16 protein-coding genes and 1 riboswitch are annotated in these 15371 nt (G+C 73.5%); of the genes, 8 read left to right on the top strand and 8 right to left on the bottom strand.

Going from position 1 to position 15371, the window contains the following annotated elements:
• Positions 1-244: 244 nt before the first annotated feature.
• Genes ACFV0Q_RS25235 through ACFV0Q_RS25225 form a run of 3 tightly spaced genes read right to left on the bottom strand, consistent with a single transcriptional unit; the run spans position 245 to position 3826 of the window.
• On the bottom strand, positions 245-877 hold the full coding sequence (locus ACFV0Q_RS25235) for a TetR/AcrR family transcriptional regulator (RefSeq protein ID WP_385008635.1): 633 nt from the start codon (positions 875-877) through the stop codon (positions 245-247).
• 29 nt (positions 878-906) lie between these two features.
• Complete coding sequence (locus ACFV0Q_RS25230) at positions 907-2994, bottom strand: YhgE/Pip family protein (RefSeq protein WP_385008634.1); 2088 nt, start codon at positions 2992-2994, stop codon at positions 907-909.
• On the bottom strand, positions 2966-3826 hold the full coding sequence (locus ACFV0Q_RS25225; protein ID WP_385008633.1) for an ATP-binding cassette domain-containing protein: 861 nt from the start codon (positions 3824-3826) through the stop codon (positions 2966-2968). The genes ACFV0Q_RS25230 and ACFV0Q_RS25225 overlap by 29 nt, the downstream gene beginning before the upstream one ends.
• A 204-nt stretch (positions 3827-4030) precedes the next feature.
• On the opposite strand from ACFV0Q_RS25225, the gene ACFV0Q_RS25220 reads away from it, so the two are divergent.
• The 5 genes from ACFV0Q_RS25220 (at position 4031) to ACFV0Q_RS25200 (ending at position 8251) form a co-directional block, all read left to right on the top strand.
• Positions 4031-4513, top strand: coding sequence for an SAV_6107 family HEPN domain-containing protein (locus tag ACFV0Q_RS25220; RefSeq protein WP_385008632.1), 483 nt, complete (start codon positions 4031-4033; stop codon positions 4511-4513).
• Positions 4514-4589: 76 nt separating this feature from the next.
• Positions 4590-5348 (top strand): class I SAM-dependent methyltransferase, encoded by a 759-nt coding sequence (locus tag ACFV0Q_RS25215; protein ID WP_385008631.1) that lies wholly within the window; start codon positions 4590-4592, stop codon positions 5346-5348.
• Positions 5349-5642: 294 nt separating this feature from the next.
• On the top strand, positions 5643-6047 hold the full coding sequence (locus ACFV0Q_RS25210) for a DUF3040 domain-containing protein (RefSeq protein WP_266577690.1): 405 nt from the start codon (positions 5643-5645) through the stop codon (positions 6045-6047).
• Between the two features lie 121 nt (positions 6048-6168).
• On the top strand, positions 6169-6795 hold the full coding sequence (locus ACFV0Q_RS25205) for a DUF4126 domain-containing protein (protein WP_385008630.1): 627 nt from the start codon (positions 6169-6171) through the stop codon (positions 6793-6795).
• A 31-nt stretch (positions 6796-6826) separates the two neighbouring features.
• Positions 6827-8251, top strand: a complete 1425-nt coding sequence (locus ACFV0Q_RS25200) for a phytoene desaturase family protein (protein ID WP_385008629.1) — start codon at positions 6827-6829, stop codon at positions 8249-8251.
• A gap of 24 nt (positions 8252-8275) precedes the next feature.
• Here ACFV0Q_RS25200 and ACFV0Q_RS25195 read toward each other — a convergent pair whose 3' ends face one another.
• The 5 genes from ACFV0Q_RS25195 to ACFV0Q_RS25175 all read right to left on the bottom strand — a co-directional run bounded on the left by ACFV0Q_RS25195 (position 8276) and on the right by ACFV0Q_RS25175 (position 12652).
• Complete coding sequence (locus ACFV0Q_RS25195) at positions 8276-9166, bottom strand: hypothetical protein (protein ID WP_385008628.1); 891 nt, start codon at positions 9164-9166, stop codon at positions 8276-8278.
• 50 nt (positions 9167-9216) lie between these two features.
• Entirely contained in the window at positions 9217-10131 is a 915-nt protein-coding gene (metF, locus tag ACFV0Q_RS25190; RefSeq protein WP_385008627.1) for a methylenetetrahydrofolate reductase [NAD(P)H], read from the bottom strand.
• Positions 10132-10199: 68 nt separating this feature from the next.
• Complete coding sequence (thiE, locus tag ACFV0Q_RS25185) at positions 10200-10838, bottom strand: thiamine phosphate synthase (protein WP_385008626.1); 639 nt, start codon at positions 10836-10838, stop codon at positions 10200-10202.
• A gap of 66 nt (positions 10839-10904) precedes the next feature.
• Positions 10905-11270, bottom strand: a complete 366-nt coding sequence (locus ACFV0Q_RS25180; RefSeq protein ID WP_385008625.1) for an Rv2175c family DNA-binding protein — start codon at positions 11268-11270, stop codon at positions 10905-10907.
• A 149-nt stretch (positions 11271-11419) separates the two neighbouring features.
• The gene (locus ACFV0Q_RS25175; RefSeq protein WP_385008624.1) at positions 11420-12652 is read right to left on the bottom strand and encodes an NAD(P)/FAD-dependent oxidoreductase; all 1233 of its coding nucleotides are present in this window, start codon (positions 12650-12652) and stop codon (positions 11420-11422) included.
• A 135-nt stretch (positions 12653-12787) separates the two neighbouring features.
• Positions 12788-12900: riboswitch (TPP riboswitch) on the top strand.
• Between ACFV0Q_RS25175 and thiO the strand changes: the two genes are divergently transcribed.
• The 3 genes from thiO (at position 12898) to ACFV0Q_RS25160 (ending at position 15079) form a co-directional block, all read left to right on the top strand.
• A complete protein-coding gene (gene thiO / locus ACFV0Q_RS25170) occupies positions 12898-14082 on the top strand; it encodes a glycine oxidase ThiO (RefSeq protein ID WP_385008623.1) in 1185 nt (394 codons plus the stop codon). Its footprint overlaps the riboswitch before it by 3 nt.
• Positions 14079-14279: a sulfur carrier protein ThiS gene (thiS, locus tag ACFV0Q_RS25165; protein WP_385008622.1), complete on the top strand. Its 201-nt coding sequence runs from the start codon at positions 14079-14081 to the stop codon at positions 14277-14279. The genes thiO and thiS overlap by 4 nt, the downstream gene beginning before the upstream one ends.
• 5 nt (positions 14280-14284) lie before the next feature.
• Positions 14285-15079, top strand: coding sequence for a thiazole synthase (locus tag ACFV0Q_RS25160; protein ID WP_385008621.1), 795 nt, complete (start codon positions 14285-14287; stop codon positions 15077-15079).
• The last annotated feature ends 292 nt before the right edge of the window (positions 15080-15371 follow it).

The raw sequence follows: 15371 nt of genomic DNA, 5'->3' as shown, positions 1-15371 counted from the left end.
GGTGTGGTTGGGCGCGTTCCCCCCGAGCCCGACCACACCGGCGTTTCGCGATTCCGGGTCCCCCCGGGCCCGGTCCGCTCCGCGGCCCCGTGACCGCGGTGCGGGCCGTGTGCCCAGCCCGATGCTCCCAGTCTGCTGTTCGCGCGGGCGGGAGCCATCCGTACGCGTACTCATCTGTGCGCCTAGGTACGGATACTCAGTTCTACGCCGCCCCCACCCCCGGAGGGCACCGCCGACCGGGGGGTCAACGGCTCCCGCTGACCCGTCCCCGCAGCAGCAGCGACAACGCGGAGTGCACGTCGTCCAGCGACCGCTCGCTCTGGAACGCCTGCCAGTCCAGCGCCGCCACCAACACCATCCCGACCATCGCGGCCGCCGTCAGCGGCACGTCGATCTCGGCGCTGAGCTCCCCTCGCTCGACGCCCTCCCGCAGCACCGTCTCGACCACCGCCACCGCCTCCTGCCGGACCACCATCAGGGTGGACTGCCAGGCCCGGTTGGTGCGCCACAGCTCGGCGACGTAGAGCTGGGTGAAGGCCGGGTAGCGGTCGATGAAGACCAGTCCCGCCCGGATCATGGCGTCGAGCGCCTCGACCCGGGTTCCGCCGCGCTCCTCGGTCTCCTGCGCCGCCGCCCGCAGCGAGGCGGTCAGCAGACCGACCCCGTGCCGCAGCAGCTCCTCGAAGAGATCGGTCTTGCTGGCGAAGTTGTAGTAGACGGTGCCCTTGGCGACGCCCGCCCGCTCGGCGATCTCATCGACCGTGGTCGCTGAGAAGCCCTGCTCGGCGATGAGGGTGACGGCGGCTTCGTAGAGCTTCTGCCGGGTGGCCTGGCGGCGTGCGCCGCCGGTGCCCGTACCGGTGCTGCTGCTTTCCATGGCGCTGATTCTCACAGGTCAACAACCCCTCACAGGCTCAGTTCGGGGTGCAGCCGGTCCATCGTCCACACCTGCTTGCCGCGCGCGGCGAGCGCGGTGAGGGCCAGGGCGCCCACCGTGAAGGCCACCAGGACCCCGCAGCCCTGCCACACCGGGGTGAGGTCGCCGCCGGTGATGAGGCGGCGCAGGCTCTCGACGATGTACGACATCGGCAGGTACGGGTGGATGGCGTTGAAGAAGCCCGGGCTGGTCTGCACGGGGTAGGTGCCGCCGGCCGAGGTCAGCTGGAGCATCAGGACGGCCAGCACCAGGATCCGGCCGGCCGCGCCGAACTTGGCGTTGAGCCACTGGACCATGGCCGCGAAGCAGCCGGTGACCAGGAACAGGAAGCCGATGGTGAGCGCGGGCCGGGCCATCTCCAGGCCCAGGCCCCAGTGGAGTACGGACATCAGCGCGCCCACCTGCGCGGCGCCGAGCCCGGCCACCGGCAGCCAGCCGGCCAGCGCGATCCGCCAGGGCGAGGCGCCCGCGGCCAGGGCTCGCCTGTTCATCGGGGCGATCAGCATGTACGCGACCATCGCGCCGACCCAGAGGGAGAGCGGGATGAAGTACGGGGCGAAGCCGGTGCCGTAGTTGGGCGCCTTGTGCAGGGACTGGTTGGCGAGCTTCACCGGGTCGGCCATGACCTGGGTGCGGGCGTCGCGCTGCTGCTGGTCGTAGTCGGGGATCTTGCCGACGCCGTCGTGGAGGCCGCCCGCGAGTTCGCCGGTGCCGTCGACCAGCTTGAACATGCCGCCGTCGAGGCTGTGCGCGCCGTCGCCGAGCTTGCCGACGCCCTCGCCGAGGGCTCCGGAGCCGCCCGCGGCGGTGCCGATGCCGGAGTGCAGCTGGACCATGCCGTCGGCGACCTTGTGGGCGCCGGTGTTGAGGGCGTTGACCTTGGCTACGGCCGCGTCGAGGTCCGAGGAGAGGCCGGGGGCCTTGACGACGAGCTCGCGGGCCTTGGTCTCCAGGTCGCTCAGCTGGGTGCGGAGCTTGGTGATGTCGCCGTTGCTGTTGCCCACGAGGGTGTTGACGTCGCCGGTGAGCAGGGCGGCCTGGGCCGCGTCGTCCTTGATCTTCTTCTGCCGCTCGCAGAAGCCCGCGGGCAGCTGGGGGTTGGGGACGGTGCAGTACTGGGTGTAGTTGCCTTCGGCGAGGGAGGCGACCAGCTTGGTGATCGAGGCGGCCGCCGGGGCCTTCTCGGCGAACTTGTCGAGGTGCTTGTTCGTCACCTGCGCGGTGTCGGCGACCAGCTTGGCGGTGTCGGCGAGGTTCTTGGGGTCCGCGACGAAGGGACGGGCCTTGTCGGCAGCGCCGTTGACCTTGTCGGCGAGGGTCTGGGTGCCGGCGGCGATGTCCTTGGTACCGGTCTCCAGCTGGCCCGCGGCCGAGTCGAGCTTCTTCAGCCCGGCGGTGAGCTCACCGTTCTTCTCCTTGGCCGTGTCCAGGCCGTCGGCGAGGTCCTTCGCGCCCTGCTGGGCCTTGCCCGCGCCGTCCTTGAGCTTGTCGGCGCCGTCGGCGGCCTCGGCGGTCTTGTCGTGCAGGTCGGAGAAGGAGACGAAGATCTTGTCGAGGAAGCCGCGGGAGGCGTTGGCGGACGCCGCCGAGCGCACCTCGGCGAATACGGTGCGCGAGATCGAGCCGACGATGTAGTTGTTGGCGTCGTTCGTGCGGACCTGGAGGGCGCTGGTGGCCGGGTCGGCGCCGCCGCTGGAGGCGATCTTCGCGCTGAAGTCGGCGGGCATGGTGAGGGAGAGGTAGTACTTCCCGTCCTCCAGGCCCTTGGCCGCGTCGGCGGCGCTGACCTCGTGCCAGTCGAAGGTCTTGCTGGCGTGCAGCTTCTTGGTGATCTCGCCGCCGGCGTCGAGGCGCTTGCCGTCCACGGAGGTGCCGCTGTCGGCGTTGACGAGCGCGACGGGCACCTTGTCGAGGCGGCTGTACGGGTCCCAGAACGACCAGAGGTACAGGGCTCCGTAGAGCAGTGGCAGGAGGAGCAGCGCGACGAGGGCGGCCCGGGGGAGCTTCCCCCGCCCGAACCGCTTCAGCTCAAGCGCGGCCAGTTTCGGCGAGCGCATCGTCCGCCCCCTTCGGGTCTTCGTTGTCGTCGTTGGTGGTGCGGGTGGTGCGGGTGGTGCCGGTGGGGGCTTCGCCTGCGCGGTCCGCGTCGCCGTTGCCGGCGTCGTCCTTGCCGGCGTCGTCCTTGCCGGCGTCGTCCTTGCCCGTGCGGAGCACCGTCACGCCCTCCGGGGCCTCGCTGCACACCGCGAGGACGGTGATCCCCCGGTCGGCGATCGAGCGCAGCAGCGCCCAGGCCTCGGCGCGTTCGGCGTCCGAGAGCTTGAGGTCGACGTCGTCCAGGGCCACCAGCCGGGGGCTGCCGAGCAGGGCCAGGGCGAGGGAGAGCCGTACGCTCTCCAGCCGCTCCAGGTCGCGCACGGAGGTCCGCGGCCCCTTGGGCAGGGTGGCCGGGTCCAGTCCGACGGCGGCCAGGGCGGCCTCGACGCGGGCCGAGGCGGAGGTGCGGCGCTCGCCGCGCGGGCGCAGCAGGGCGCGCACGGGGCCGTCGTAGCGGCGCTGGAGCAGGACTCCCTCGCGCAACTGCTCGGCGACGGTGAGGGCCTGGTCGAGGTCGTTGACCCCGGGGACCGGGCCGAGGGCGGTGATCCGGCGGACCGCGGCCATCTTCTTCGGCAGCCGGTGGCGGCCGATCTCGGCGTGGCCCTCGGTGGCCTTCATCCGCCCGGTGAGGGCGAGGAGCAGACAGGTCCGGCCGCTGCCGGAGGGGCCTTCGAGCGCGATGAGCGATCCGGGCGCCGCGTCGATGGCCACGCCCCGGAAGGCCCAGCCGCGCGGGCCCTTGAGTCCGAAGCCCTCGGCCTTGACGGCCGCGCCGTGCGGGCTGTCCACGCCGTCCCCCTTCATTTGAACCTCTTTTGAACTGACCAGTCAGTTCAAAAACTAGCAGGTTCGGGACCAAAATCCGCACCCGAGGGGGGCATTGGGGGCGAAATCGCAGGTCAGCGCGATTGTCAGTGGGGGCCGTCACGATGGATCCACGAACGCGCTCACCCGCACCACCGCCGAGCACCACGCAACGACAGGAGGTTCGTCATGGCCACACCGTCCCCGTCCCCTGTCCACCCCGTCCCGCGCAGGGCGGCCGCTCCCCCGGCCGCCCTGGACCTGCTCGCCAAGGCCCGCAGCGGCCTGGCCGAGGCGGCCGCGCTGCCCCGGCCCAACGAGCGGTACGCCACGGCACACCTGGCCGCCCTGCGCGCCGCCGCGGCCGTGCTCGCGGCCCGCGCCCGGCCGGAGCCGGCGCACCCCAGGCGGCGGCCCCGGATACGCAGTGCGTGGGAGGTCCTGCCGGAGATGGCTCCGGAACTGACCGAGTGGAGCGCGCTGTTCGCCTCGGGCGCGGCCCGCCGGGCCCGGGCCGAGGCGGGGATACCGGACGCGGCGAGCTGCCGGGACGCGGACGACCTCGTACGGGAGGTGGGGATGTTCCTGCGCCTGGTGGAGCGGATGCTCGCGCTCCAGCCCCTGGCGCAGCCCCTCCCGCAGCCGCGGCCGGAGCGTCCCCACGCGGGATGACCTGCCCGGTCGGCCGAGGCAATAGGGTGGGGCACGCACCGCTCCCCCACCCTTACGCGCCGAGGAGTCATCAGCCGTGTCGGACACTTCCCGCCCCCGTGCCTCCCTCCGCACCGCCGTGGTGTGGGAGGTCCTCAGGGAGGCACTCGACCGCCGGGCGAAGGCGACCGGGCGGGACGTCCTGGACGTGCTCGACACCGGCGGCGGCACCGGCAAGTTCGCCGTGCCGGTGGCCCGCCTCGGCCACCGGGTGACCGTGGTCGACCCCAGCCCGAACGCGCTGTTCGGGCTGGAGCGCCGGGTCTCCGAGGCCGGCGTGGCCGACCTGGTGCGCGGGGTCCAGGGCGACGCCCAGGGCCTGCTGGACGTGGTCGAGCGGGACGCGTACGACGTGGTGCTCTGCCACGGCGTGCTGGAGTACGTGGACGACCCGGCCGAGGGCGTGGCCAACGCGGTCGCCGCCCTGCGGCCCGGCGGCGTCCTCAGCCTCCTCGGCGCCGGGCTCGGCGGGGCGGTCCTCGCCCGGGCCCTGGCCGGCCACTTCACCGAGGCCCGCACCGCGCTCACCGACCCGGCCGGGCGCTGGGGCTCCGGCGACCCGGTGCCGCGCCGCTTCACCGCCGAGCAGCTGAGCGAGCTGGTCGGCGGGGCCGGCCTGGAGGTCGGCGCGGTCCACGGCGTACGGATCTTCGCCGACCTGGTGCCCGGCGTCCTGGTCGACACCGAGCCGGGAGCGGTGGAGGCGCTGCTGCGTCTGGAGGAGGCCGCCGCCGAGCTGCCCGCCTTCCACGCGGTCGCCACGCAGCTGCACGTCCTGGGCGAGAAGCCCGCCTGATCTGCGCCCTTGTCCGAACGGGCTCGGCCGGACCCCCTCCGAACCGGCGCTCCGCCACGTATGATCGAAGACACCGGTCGGCATGCCGGAGAGCTCATTGGGGAATAAGCGCCTCAGTGACCGCGCTGGCGACGGTACGTTTCACGTAATGCTCCATGGTTTCTTGGTTCGGCTTGGCTCAGCGGATCGCAGAATGTGGCGTAGAGGGCGGGTATCACGGGGGCGATTCCCCGCCTATCCTGAAGGGGACCCCTGGTCGCTACCCCCCGCGACCGACGGATGAGGAGGACTCCCGTGCCGCTCTCGGAGCACGAGCAGCGAATGCTCGAGCAGATGGAGCGAGCGCTGTACGCCGAAGACCCCAAGTTCGCGACAGCGCTTGAGGGCAGTGGACTGCGCACGTACACCCGGCGACGGGTCTACCAGGCAGTCGCAGGCATTGTGGTGGGTATCGCGCTCCTCATGACCGGTGTGATCTGGCAGGAAGTGCTCTGGATCAGCGTGGTGGGATTCCTCGTCATGCTGGCCTGTACGGTCCTCGTCGTCACCGGTTGGCGCAAGGCACCCAAGCCCGGCGAGCAGCCCGTCTCCGGAAGTGCAGGCGGTTCGGCCCGTGGCGGCCAGAACCGGCAACGTCGGTCGATGATGACCCGCATCGAGGAACGGTGGCAGCGCCGCCGTGACGAACAGGGGCAGTAGCCCCCCGTACACACTCCGTCGGTGAGGGGACGGCCGCCATCGTGCGGCCGTCCCCTCACCGTTTGGCGTCCCGTCACCGTTAACACCCGGCGGACGATCCCTCCTGCGGCATGATGTGCGGGTGAGTGTGCTCCCCCTGGTCTTCACCAGCGGCTGGGCCAGCGGGATCAACGCGTACGCCGTGGTCCTCCTGCTCGGCATCTTCGGCGCCACCGGCCTGACCGACGAGGTCCCGGCCTCGCTCCAGCGCACCGACGTGCTCGTCGTCGCGGGCGTGCTCTTCCTCTGCGAGGCGGTGGCCGACAAGATCCCGTACGTGGACTCCCTCTGGGACTCCGTCCACACCGTGATCCGGCCGGTCGCGGGCGGCGTGGTGGGTGCCCTGCTGGCCGGGCAGAGCGGCTCGATCCCCGACCTGGCGGCGGGCGCGGTCGGCGGTACCACCGCCCTGGCCAGCCATTTCGTCAAGGCCGGCACCCGGATGGCGATCAACACCTCGCCGGAGCCCTTCAGCAACATCGCCGTCAGCACCGCCGAGGACCTCGGCGTGGCCGGCATCATCACCTTCGCCATGTTCAACCCGCAGGCCGCCGCGATCATCGCGGCCGTCCTGCTGGCCGCCGGCCTGGCCATAGTCGTCTACCTGTGGAGCCGGATCCGCCGCTTCCTGCGCCGTCGTGCCCAGCGCCGCGAGGAGCGACGGCTGGCCGCCGAGGTCCGCGAGGCCACCGGGGCACCACCGGGCTGAGGCCCTGACCTCGCTCGATAGGCTCAGCCGCATGGCGAGAATTGCGGTGATCGGCGCCGGCATGGGCGCGATGGCGACGGCGGCCCGGCTGGCGGTCGCGGGACACCAGGTGACGGTGTACGAGCGGGGTACCACCTACGGCGGAGCGGTCGGCCGCCACACACGCGACGGCTTCGCCTTCGACACCGGCCCCGGGCTGCTGCACCTGCCCGCCGTCTACCGCGACCTCTTCGTGAAGACCGGCAAGCGCCCCCTGGAAGACCTGGTCGACATGGTCCAGCTGGACCCGGCCCTGCGCCACGTCATCGGCGACACCTCCGTCACCCTGCCGGGCGCCTCGCGCGGCGGGGTCGCGGCCGCCCTCGACGAGGCCTTCGGCAAGGGTGCGGGCGAGCGCTGGAACGCCGTCCTGGGGCGCGCCCGGGACACCTGGGACGCCACCCGCCGCCCCCTGCTGGAGGAGCCCCTGCGCCCCGACTGGCAGGTCCTGGGCCGCGACCCCTACCCGGCGGTCCGCGGGAGCGGCCTGCTGCGCCGCCGCACGCCCTCGCTGGCCGAGGTCGCCGCGCGCGAGCTGGGCGGCGGCCGGCTCGGGGAGCTGCTGTGCGGGCGGGTACGGGCGTACGGGCTCGACCCGGACGCCGCGCCCGCCTCGGCGGCGGCGCTGCCGTACATGGAACAGACCTTCGGCAGCTGGTACGTCCGCGGCGGCATGCGGGAGCTGGCCACCGCCCTGTACGAGCGCTGCCTGGAACGGAAGGTCACCTTCGCCTTCGCCACGCCCGTACGGGAGGTCCTGGCGCGGGGCGGCAAGGCGGCCGGAGTGCTGCTGGGCGACGGCACCGAGGCGGCGGCGGACTCCGTCGTCTGCGGGATGGACCCGAGGCGGCTCCCGGCCAAGTCGGTGTCCTGGCCGCACGGCGGGGCACCGGCCCGCGGCGACGGGGTGCCCGGACGGCTGACCCTGCTGCTGGCCCTGCGCGGGGCCCGGCCGGCCGACACCGTGCACCGCACCCTGGTGCACTCCCCCGGACTGGACGTCACCGTCCTGCGCCCGGACGACCCGGCCACCCGGCCCGACGCGGACCACGAGGCGGTCACCGTGACCGCCGTGTGCGGCCCCGCGGGCGGGGCTCCGGTGCCGGACCCGGAGGAGCTGCTGGACCTCGCCGCGCGGGCCGTCCCGCGGCTGCGGGAGAGGCTCCTGTGGCTGGAGGTGCGCACCCCGGCGGACGTGGAGGCGGCGACGGGCGCGCTCGGCGGTTCGGTGCCCCCGCCCGCGCTCGCCGGGAACGGCGGGCGGCTGCTGTACCCCGCCAACGCGACGGCCCTGCCCGGGCTGTACCTCGCGGGCGGCTGGGCGCACCCCGGCGGCGGGCTCGCGCACGCCGGGATGACCGGGGCCCTGGTGGCCGGGCTGATCGTGGAGGGGGCCGGTTTCCGGGGCTCGCAGTGAGCGGGTGAGCCCCGGAGCGGCGCGTCAGTAGCGGTACTGCTCGTACTCGCCGTTGCCGTTGCCCTGGTACGGGTACCCCTGCGGCGGCTGCTGCTGGTCCTGCTCCGGGTACCCCGCCGGGTTGTCGGTGCCGCGCTGCTGCGGCACCCAGACCCCGCCGGGCGGGGTGTCCGTGGAGTACTGCTGCCCGGGGTCGGCGTAGGACGGGTACGCCGTGTAGGCCGTGTAGTCGGGGTAGTTGTCGGGGGCGGGCGGGCCGACCGCGCCGCCCGTGCCGATGTACGGGTCCGAGTACGCGGCGTAGACCTGCTGTTCGCCCGTCGGGTAGCCGGTGTAGTCGTAACCGCCCTGACCCTGCTGGGGGTCGTAGGAGGCCGCGTACTGGTGGGCGTCCTGCTCGGCGGTGGTGAACGGCGAGGCGAAGGCGGCGGTGGCGTCGGGCTGCCGGGGGGCGAAACTCTGTATCCCGTACGAGCCCGTGTCCTCGGGGACCGGCTGCGGGGTGAACACCTGGTCGTCCTCGGCGTCGTGGCCCCGCGGGTGGCCGTCGTCCGGGCCCTGGGCGTCGTACTCCAGCCCGCTGACCTCCAGCGCGGGCTCCGGGCGCGGCGCACTGCCGCCCCGGCGGCGCCGGCTCTGTGCCTGCCGCACGGGCTCGCCGCCGCGGCGCAGGGCCCAGCCGGCCACGAAGCCCTTGCGGAAGGAGAGCGTCACCAGGGTCTGGCCGACGGCGAAGGCGGTCGCGCCCGCGGCGATCACGAGGACGGAGGGCAGCACCACCCCCGCCACGACGCCGACGAACCCGGCGAAGGCGAGCAGGCGCCAGCGCAGCCGGGCCTTGTACTGCATCAGGACCTCGGCAAGCAGCCACAACGCGACGATGCCGAACGCGATGTAGAGGACCGTCATTCCCATGCAAGGCCCCTCTCGGTACGGCCGCCGGCGCGGGAACGGGGGACGGCCGATCAGGCCCGCTGGTGCAGGCCCAGGTTCTCGTAGATCTCGAGGGACGCCGTGGAATTGTTCAGCGTGATGAAGTGCAGACCCGGGACACCCTCGGACAGCAGCCTCGCGCAGAACTCCGTGGCGAACTCGATGCCAATGGAGCGTACAGCGGCCGGATCGTCCTTGACGGCGAGCATGCGCTCTTTCACGTCCGCGGGGAAGACCGCGGTGCTGAGTTGAGGCAAACGGTCGAGCTGCTTGATGCCCACAACAGGCATGACCTCGGGGATGATCGGGGTCTCGCAGCCCGCCTTGGAGGCGCTGTCGCGCAGCCGCAGATAATTCTCGGGATCGAAGAACATCTGGGTGATGGCGTAGTCCGCGCCCGCGCGGCACTTGTCCACGAAGTGCCGGATGTCCGTGTCCCAGTCCTCCGAACGGGGGTGCATCTCGGGGAAGGCGGCGACGCCCACGCAGAAGTCGCCGGACTCCTTGACCAGGCGCACCAGATCGGCGGCGTAGTCCACGCCCTCGGGGTGCCTGACCCACGGACCCATCGGGTCGCCCGGCGGGTCGCCGCGCAGCGCGAGCATGTTGCGGATGCCGGCGTCCGCGAACTGGCCGATGACGTGGCGCAGCTCGGCGACGGAGTGGTCCACGGCGGTGAGGTGCGCGACGGGGGTCAGGGTGGTGTCGGCGGCGATCTGCTGGGTGGCGCGGACGGTGCCGCCGCGGGTGGAGCCGCCGGCTCCGTAGGTGACCGAGACGAAGCTCGGGGAGACGGCCTCGATCCGGCGCAGGGCGTCCCAGAGGTTGCGCTCGCCCTTCTCGGTCTTGGGGGCCCAGAACTCGAAGGAGTACGAGCGCCCGGACGCGAGGAGGTCGCGGACCGTGTGTGCACGGTCCGACCAGGTGGAAGCGGTACCAAGGGCCATACCGGCAGGTTAGACGCGCGGCTCTGCACTCCGAAGCGGCGTCCATCCATTGGACACGTTTTTGGACACTACCCCAGGCGGGCGCGGATCCGCTTGGAGAGTTCGTGGGCCGCGGCCTGCGGATCGGAGGCCTCGGTGATGGCCCGTACGACGACCACGCGGGTGGCTCCGGCGTCCAGCACCTCGTCCAGATTCGTGCCGTCGATGCCGCCGATGGCGAACCAGGGGCGGTCCTGTCGCAGGGAGGCGGTGTAGCGGACGAGGTCGAGGCCGGGGGCGTGGCGGCCGGGCTTGGTGGGGGTGGGCCAGCAGGGGCCGGTGCAGAAGTAGTCCACGCCGGGTTCGGCGACGGCGGCGTCGACCTCGGACTCGGCGTGGCAGGAGCGGCCGATCAGGACCGATTCGCCGAGGATGGCGCGGGCGGCGGGGACGGGGATGTCGCCCTGGCCGAGGTGCAGGACGTCGGAGCCGATGGCGTGCGCGACGTCGGCGCGGTCGTTGACCGCGAGGAGCTTGCCGTGGCGGCGGGCGGCCTCGGCGAAGACCCGCAGGTGTTCGAGTTCCTCGCCGGCTTCCATGCCCTTGTCGCGGAGCTGGACGATGTCGACGCCGCCGGCCAGGGCGGCGTCGAGGAATTCGGGGAGGTCGCCCTGCCGCTTGCGGGCGTCCGTGCACAGGTAGAGCCGGGCGTCGGACAGGTGCTGCATGGGTGTACCCCCCGTGGTGGTGGCGTACGGGCCCGCGCGGGGCCCGTACGCCGGTGGATCAGCCGGTCAGAGGGCGAGCGCCTGGGCGCGTCGCTTCACCTCCGTGCCGCGATTCTCACTCAGCGCCTGCACCGGGGTGCCGGGCAGGGTGTCGTCGGCGGTGAACAGCCACTCCAGGATCTCCGCGTCGGTGAAGCGGTCGTCGCGGAGCACGGTCAGCAGGCCGGGCAGGCCCTTGACGATCTTGTCCCCGTCGATGAAGGCGGCGGGGACCTGGAGGGAGCGGTTCTCGCCGCGGCGCACGGCGAGCAGCTGACCTTCCTTGACCAGCTGGCGAACCTTGGTCACTTCGATGTCGAGCATCTCCGCGATGTCGGGGAGGTACAGCCAGGCGGGGACAAGGGCGTCGATCTTTGCGTCAATCTCGGTCACAGGCACAAGCCTGCCATCTCGGACCGACAGCCGGTACCCGAGCTGCCCCGGACGGGGGCCGGGGCAGGCCGGGACCGGGCTCGGCAGGGCGTCCGGCGGGGCCGGGCAGGCGGCGGCCGGGCAGGCGGCGGCGGTCGGGCGGCGGCCGGTCAGGCCGTGGCCGACTTCAGCGGGACCGAGGGGTCGGCGATCTTCGCCGGGTCCACGGGGACGGCCGATTCGATCAGCCTGCGGCCCTGCGCCAGGTCGCGCGGGCGGCCCACGGCCAGGACCGCGACGAGCGCGCCGCCGCGCAGCCAGCACACCGACCAGGCGGCGTCGTCCGGGTCGCCGCGCCACAGCAGGGTGTCGGCGCCGCCGTGGTGGCCCGCGTACTGGACGAAGCGGCCGAACTGCTCGGACCAGAAGTAGGGCACGGGGTCGTAGGCCTGGACGGGCTCCCCGGCGACGATGTTCGCCGCGACCGCCCGGGGGCCCTGCAGGGCGTTGTCCCAGTGATGGACCAGCAGCCGGGCGCCGTAGCGGGCCGAGGGGAAGGAGGAACAGTCGCCCACCGCGTACACCCCGGGCAGGGAGGTGCGCAGGTACGCGTCGGCGGTGATCGAGCCGTCGGGGCCGCGCTCGATCCCGGTGCCGTCGAGCCAGCCCGTGGCGGGCCGGGCGCCGATGCCGACGACCACGGCCCCCGCCGCCAGTTCCCGGCCGTCCGCGAGGTCGACCCGGCCCTCTTCGATCCCGGCCACCCGGGCGCCGGTGATCAGGGTGGCTCCGGCCTCGGCGTACCACCGGGCCATGGGGGCGGCCACCTCCGCGGGCAGGGCCCCGGCCAGGACCCGGTCCGCCGCCTCGACCACCGTGACGGCGCAGCCGGCCTCGCGGGCCGCCGTGGCGAACTCGGCGCCGATCCAGCCCGCCCCGACGACCACCAGGGCGGGGGCCGCGGCGAGGACGGGGCGCAGCCGGGTGGCGTCGTCGAGGGTGCGCAGCAGGTGCACGCCCGGGACGCCCTCGGCGCCGGGCAGGGTCAGCGGTTCGGCGCCGGTGGCCAGCACGAGGACCTCGTACGGGACGGGGCCGGCCGGGGTGTCGAGCTCGCGCGCGGCGGCCCGTACGCCGGTGACCTCGGTGCCGAGGCGCAGGTCGATGCGCAGTTCCTCGAAGTCGACGTCGAAGGCCACGTCGAAGGCGGAGTCCTCGGCCTTGCCGAGCAGCACCGCCTTGGACAGCGGGGGCCGGTCGTAGGGCTGGTGGGGTTCGGCGCCGAGGAGGGTGACGGGGCCGTTGAAACCCTGTTCCCGCAGGGCCACCGCCGTCTGCACCCCGGCCATTCCGGCGCCGACGATCACGACACCGGGCTTCGTCTGCTGCGTCTGCTCGCTCACCCGGCCCAGCCTAATGAACTGACGGCCCGTCAGGAACAGGGGGCGGGGAGAGACGGCGGGAAGACAGCGGGGAAGCGGCGGGGACAGCGGGGAGGCAGCCTTACCCGCCACCCGCGCCGGGGTTAGTCTGGCCACCGTACCTATCGCGGGAGTCCGGGCGCACCGGGCTGAGAGGGAGGCTGGCCGGCCTCCGACCGTACGAACCTGATCCGGGTCATGCCGGCGAAGGGAGGGGCTGGACGCCCATGCACTCATCTCGGAACGGATCCGGTCGAAACGGATCCGACGCCCTCGTCATCGGGGGCGGCATCATCGGCCTGGTCACCGCCTGGCGGGCGGCCCAGCGCGGACTGCGCACCGCCCTCGCCGACCCCGACCCCGGCGGCGGCGCCGCCCGCGTCGCGGCCGGCATGCTCGCCGCCGTCACCGAACTGCACTACGGCGAGGAGACCCTGCTCGGCCTCAACGTGGCCTCCGCCGCCCGCTACCCGCGGTTCGCCGCCGAACTGGCCGAAGCCTCCGGCGGCATGGACATCGGCTACCGGGCCTGCGGCACCCTCGCCGTCGCCCTCGACGCCGACGACCGCCTCCACCTGCGGGAGCTCCACGCCCTCCAGCGCCGCTGCGGCCTGGAGTCGCAGTGGCTCACCGGCCGCGAGTGCCGCCGCCTGGAGCCGATGCTGGCCCCGGGGGTGCGCGGGGGGCTGCGCGTCGACGGGGACCACCAGGTGGATCCGCGGCGGCTCGCGGCGGCGCTGCTGGCCGCCTGCGAACGGGCCGGGGTCACCGTGCACCGGGCGCGGGCCGACCGGCTGCTGACCACGGCCGACCGGGCGGTGGGCGCCGTACTGGAGGACGGTACGGAGCTGCGCGCCGGCCAGGTCGTCCTGGCGGCGGGCTCCCTCAGCGGGCGGCTGGCGGGGGTGCCGCCGGAGGTGGCGGTGCCGGTGCGGCCCGTCAAGGGTCAGGTGCTGCGGCTGGCGGTGCCGCCCGCGTACGCCCCGTTCCTGTCCCGGACCGTACGGGCCGTCGTGCGCGGCAGCCACGTCTACCTGGTGCCCCGCGAGAACGGCGAGCTCGTCGTCGGGGCCACCAGCGAGGAACTCGGCTGGGACACCACGGTGACGGCGGGCGGCGTGTACGAACTGCTCCGCGACGCCCACGAGCTGGTGCCCGGCATCACCGAACTCCCGCTCGTCGAGACCCGGGCGGGCCTGCGCCCCGGCTCCCCCGACAACGCGCCGCTGCTGGGCCCGACCGACCTGCCCGGGCTGCACCTGGCCACCGGGCACTACCGCAATGGGGTGCTGCTGACCCCCCTCACCGGCGACGTGATGGCGGAACTGCTGGTCACCGGCACCGTCCCGGAGGTCGCCCGCCCCTTCACCCCGCGCCGCTTCTCCACCACGCGTCAGGAGTCCTACGCATGACCATCTCCGTGAACGGCGAGCCGCGCGAGATCGCGGCCGGCACCACCCTCGACGCCGTGGTGGCCACCCTGACCGCGGCCCCTTCCGGCGTGGCCGCCGCGCTCAACGAAACGGTCGTCCCGCGCGGGCGGTGGCCGCACACGCCGGTGGACGAGGGCGACCGGATCGAAATCCTGACCGCTGTCCAGGGAGGCTGACCACCATGGCGGACGACCTCTTCACCCTCGGCGGCCGGACCTTCTCCTCCCGCCTGATCATGGGCACGGGCGGCGCCCCGAGCCTGGACGTCCTGGAGCGCGCCCTCGTCGCCTCCGGCACCGAGCTGACCACGGTGGCCATGCGGCGCCTGGACCCGACGGTGCAGGGCTCGGTCCTGTCCGTCCTGGACCGGCTCGGCATCGCGGTCCTCCCCAACACCGCGGGCTGCTTCACGGCGGGCGAGGCCGTGCTCACGGCCCGGCTGGCGCGCGAGGCCCTCGGCACCGACTGGATCAAGCTGGAGGTCGTCGCCGACGAGCGGACGCTCCTGCCGGACGGGGTGGAGCTGCTGGACGCGGCGGAGACCCTGGTCGACGAGGGCTTCACCGTCCTCCCGTACACGAACGACGACCCGGTGCTCGCGCGGAAGCTGGAGGACGTGGGCTGCGCGGCGATCATGCCGCTGGGCTCCCCCATCGGGTCGGGGCTCGGCATCCGCAACCCGCACAACTTCGAGCTGATCACGGAGCGGGCCGGGGTGCCGGTGATCCTGGACGCCGGGGCCGGGACGGCCTCGGACGCCGCCCTCGCGATGGAACTGGGCTGCGCGGCGGTGATGCTCGCCTCGGCGGTGACCCGGGCCCAGGCGCCCGTCCTGATGGCCGCGGCCATGCGGGACGCCGTCACGGCGGGCCGCCTGGCCCACCGCGCGGGCCGCATCCCCCCACGCCGCTTCGCCGAAGCATCCTCCCCGGTGGAGGGCCGCGCCACGCTGGACCCGGAACGCCCGGCGTTCTGACGGGGCGGGGGTACGGGGCCTGCGGCGCGGGCGGGCGCGCGCGTTGTGCGTACGCGGCTTGCGGCGCGGGCCCGCCATCTCCCCCTTGGGGGGCGGGGCCCGGGCGGCGCCTGCCCACCGGCCCCCTTGCCTGCGGGCCGGTGGGGTGGGGAAGCGGTGTCCCCTTGGGCGGTCTCATGGCTGGTTTGGGGGTTTCCCGTCAGTCTCATCGTCCTTCCGCGTCGAGCCGGCCTGTCAAGGGCGCTCCCTTCGGTCGCGTCGCTTCGCGATGGCCTTCGGCCACCCATGACAG

The organism is Streptomyces sp. NPDC059564 (assembly GCF_042735575.1).
Lineage (GTDB): Bacteria > Actinomycetota > Actinomycetes > Streptomycetales > Streptomycetaceae > Streptomyces.
Note: the sequence above shows the minus strand (reverse complement) of the source record. Positions and strands in the feature narration are given on the sequence as shown.

Excerpts from the sequence above, each read along its gene's own strand:
- ACFV0Q_RS25235 (WP_385008635.1), bottom strand. The coding sequence starts at position 877 with ATGGAAAGCAGCAGCACCGGTACGGGCACCGGCGGCGCACGCCGCCAG.
- thiE (WP_385008626.1), bottom strand. The coding sequence starts at position 10,838 with ATGCAGCACCTGTCCGACGCCCGGCTCTACCTGTGCACGGACGCCCGC.
- thiO (WP_385008623.1), top strand. The coding sequence starts at position 12,898 with ATGCACTCATCTCGGAACGGATCCGGTCGAAACGGATCCGACGCCCTC.
- metF (WP_385008627.1), bottom strand. The coding sequence starts at position 10,131 with ATGGCCCTTGGTACCGCTTCCACCTGGTCGGACCGTGCACACACGGTC.
- ACFV0Q_RS25220 (WP_385008632.1), top strand. The coding sequence starts at position 4,031 with ATGGCCACACCGTCCCCGTCCCCTGTCCACCCCGTCCCGCGCAGGGCG.
- ACFV0Q_RS25160 (WP_385008621.1), top strand. The coding sequence starts at position 14,285 with ATGGCGGACGACCTCTTCACCCTCGGCGGCCGGACCTTCTCCTCCCGC.
- ACFV0Q_RS25200 (WP_385008629.1), top strand. The coding sequence starts at position 6,827 with ATGGCGAGAATTGCGGTGATCGGCGCCGGCATGGGCGCGATGGCGACG.
- thiS (WP_385008622.1), top strand. The coding sequence starts at position 14,079 with ATGACCATCTCCGTGAACGGCGAGCCGCGCGAGATCGCGGCCGGCACC.
- ACFV0Q_RS25230 (WP_385008634.1), bottom strand. The coding sequence starts at position 2,994 with ATGCGCTCGCCGAAACTGGCCGCGCTTGAGCTGAAGCGGTTCGGGCGG.
- ACFV0Q_RS25195 (WP_385008628.1), bottom strand. The coding sequence starts at position 9,166 with ATGGGAATGACGGTCCTCTACATCGCGTTCGGCATCGTCGCGTTGTGG.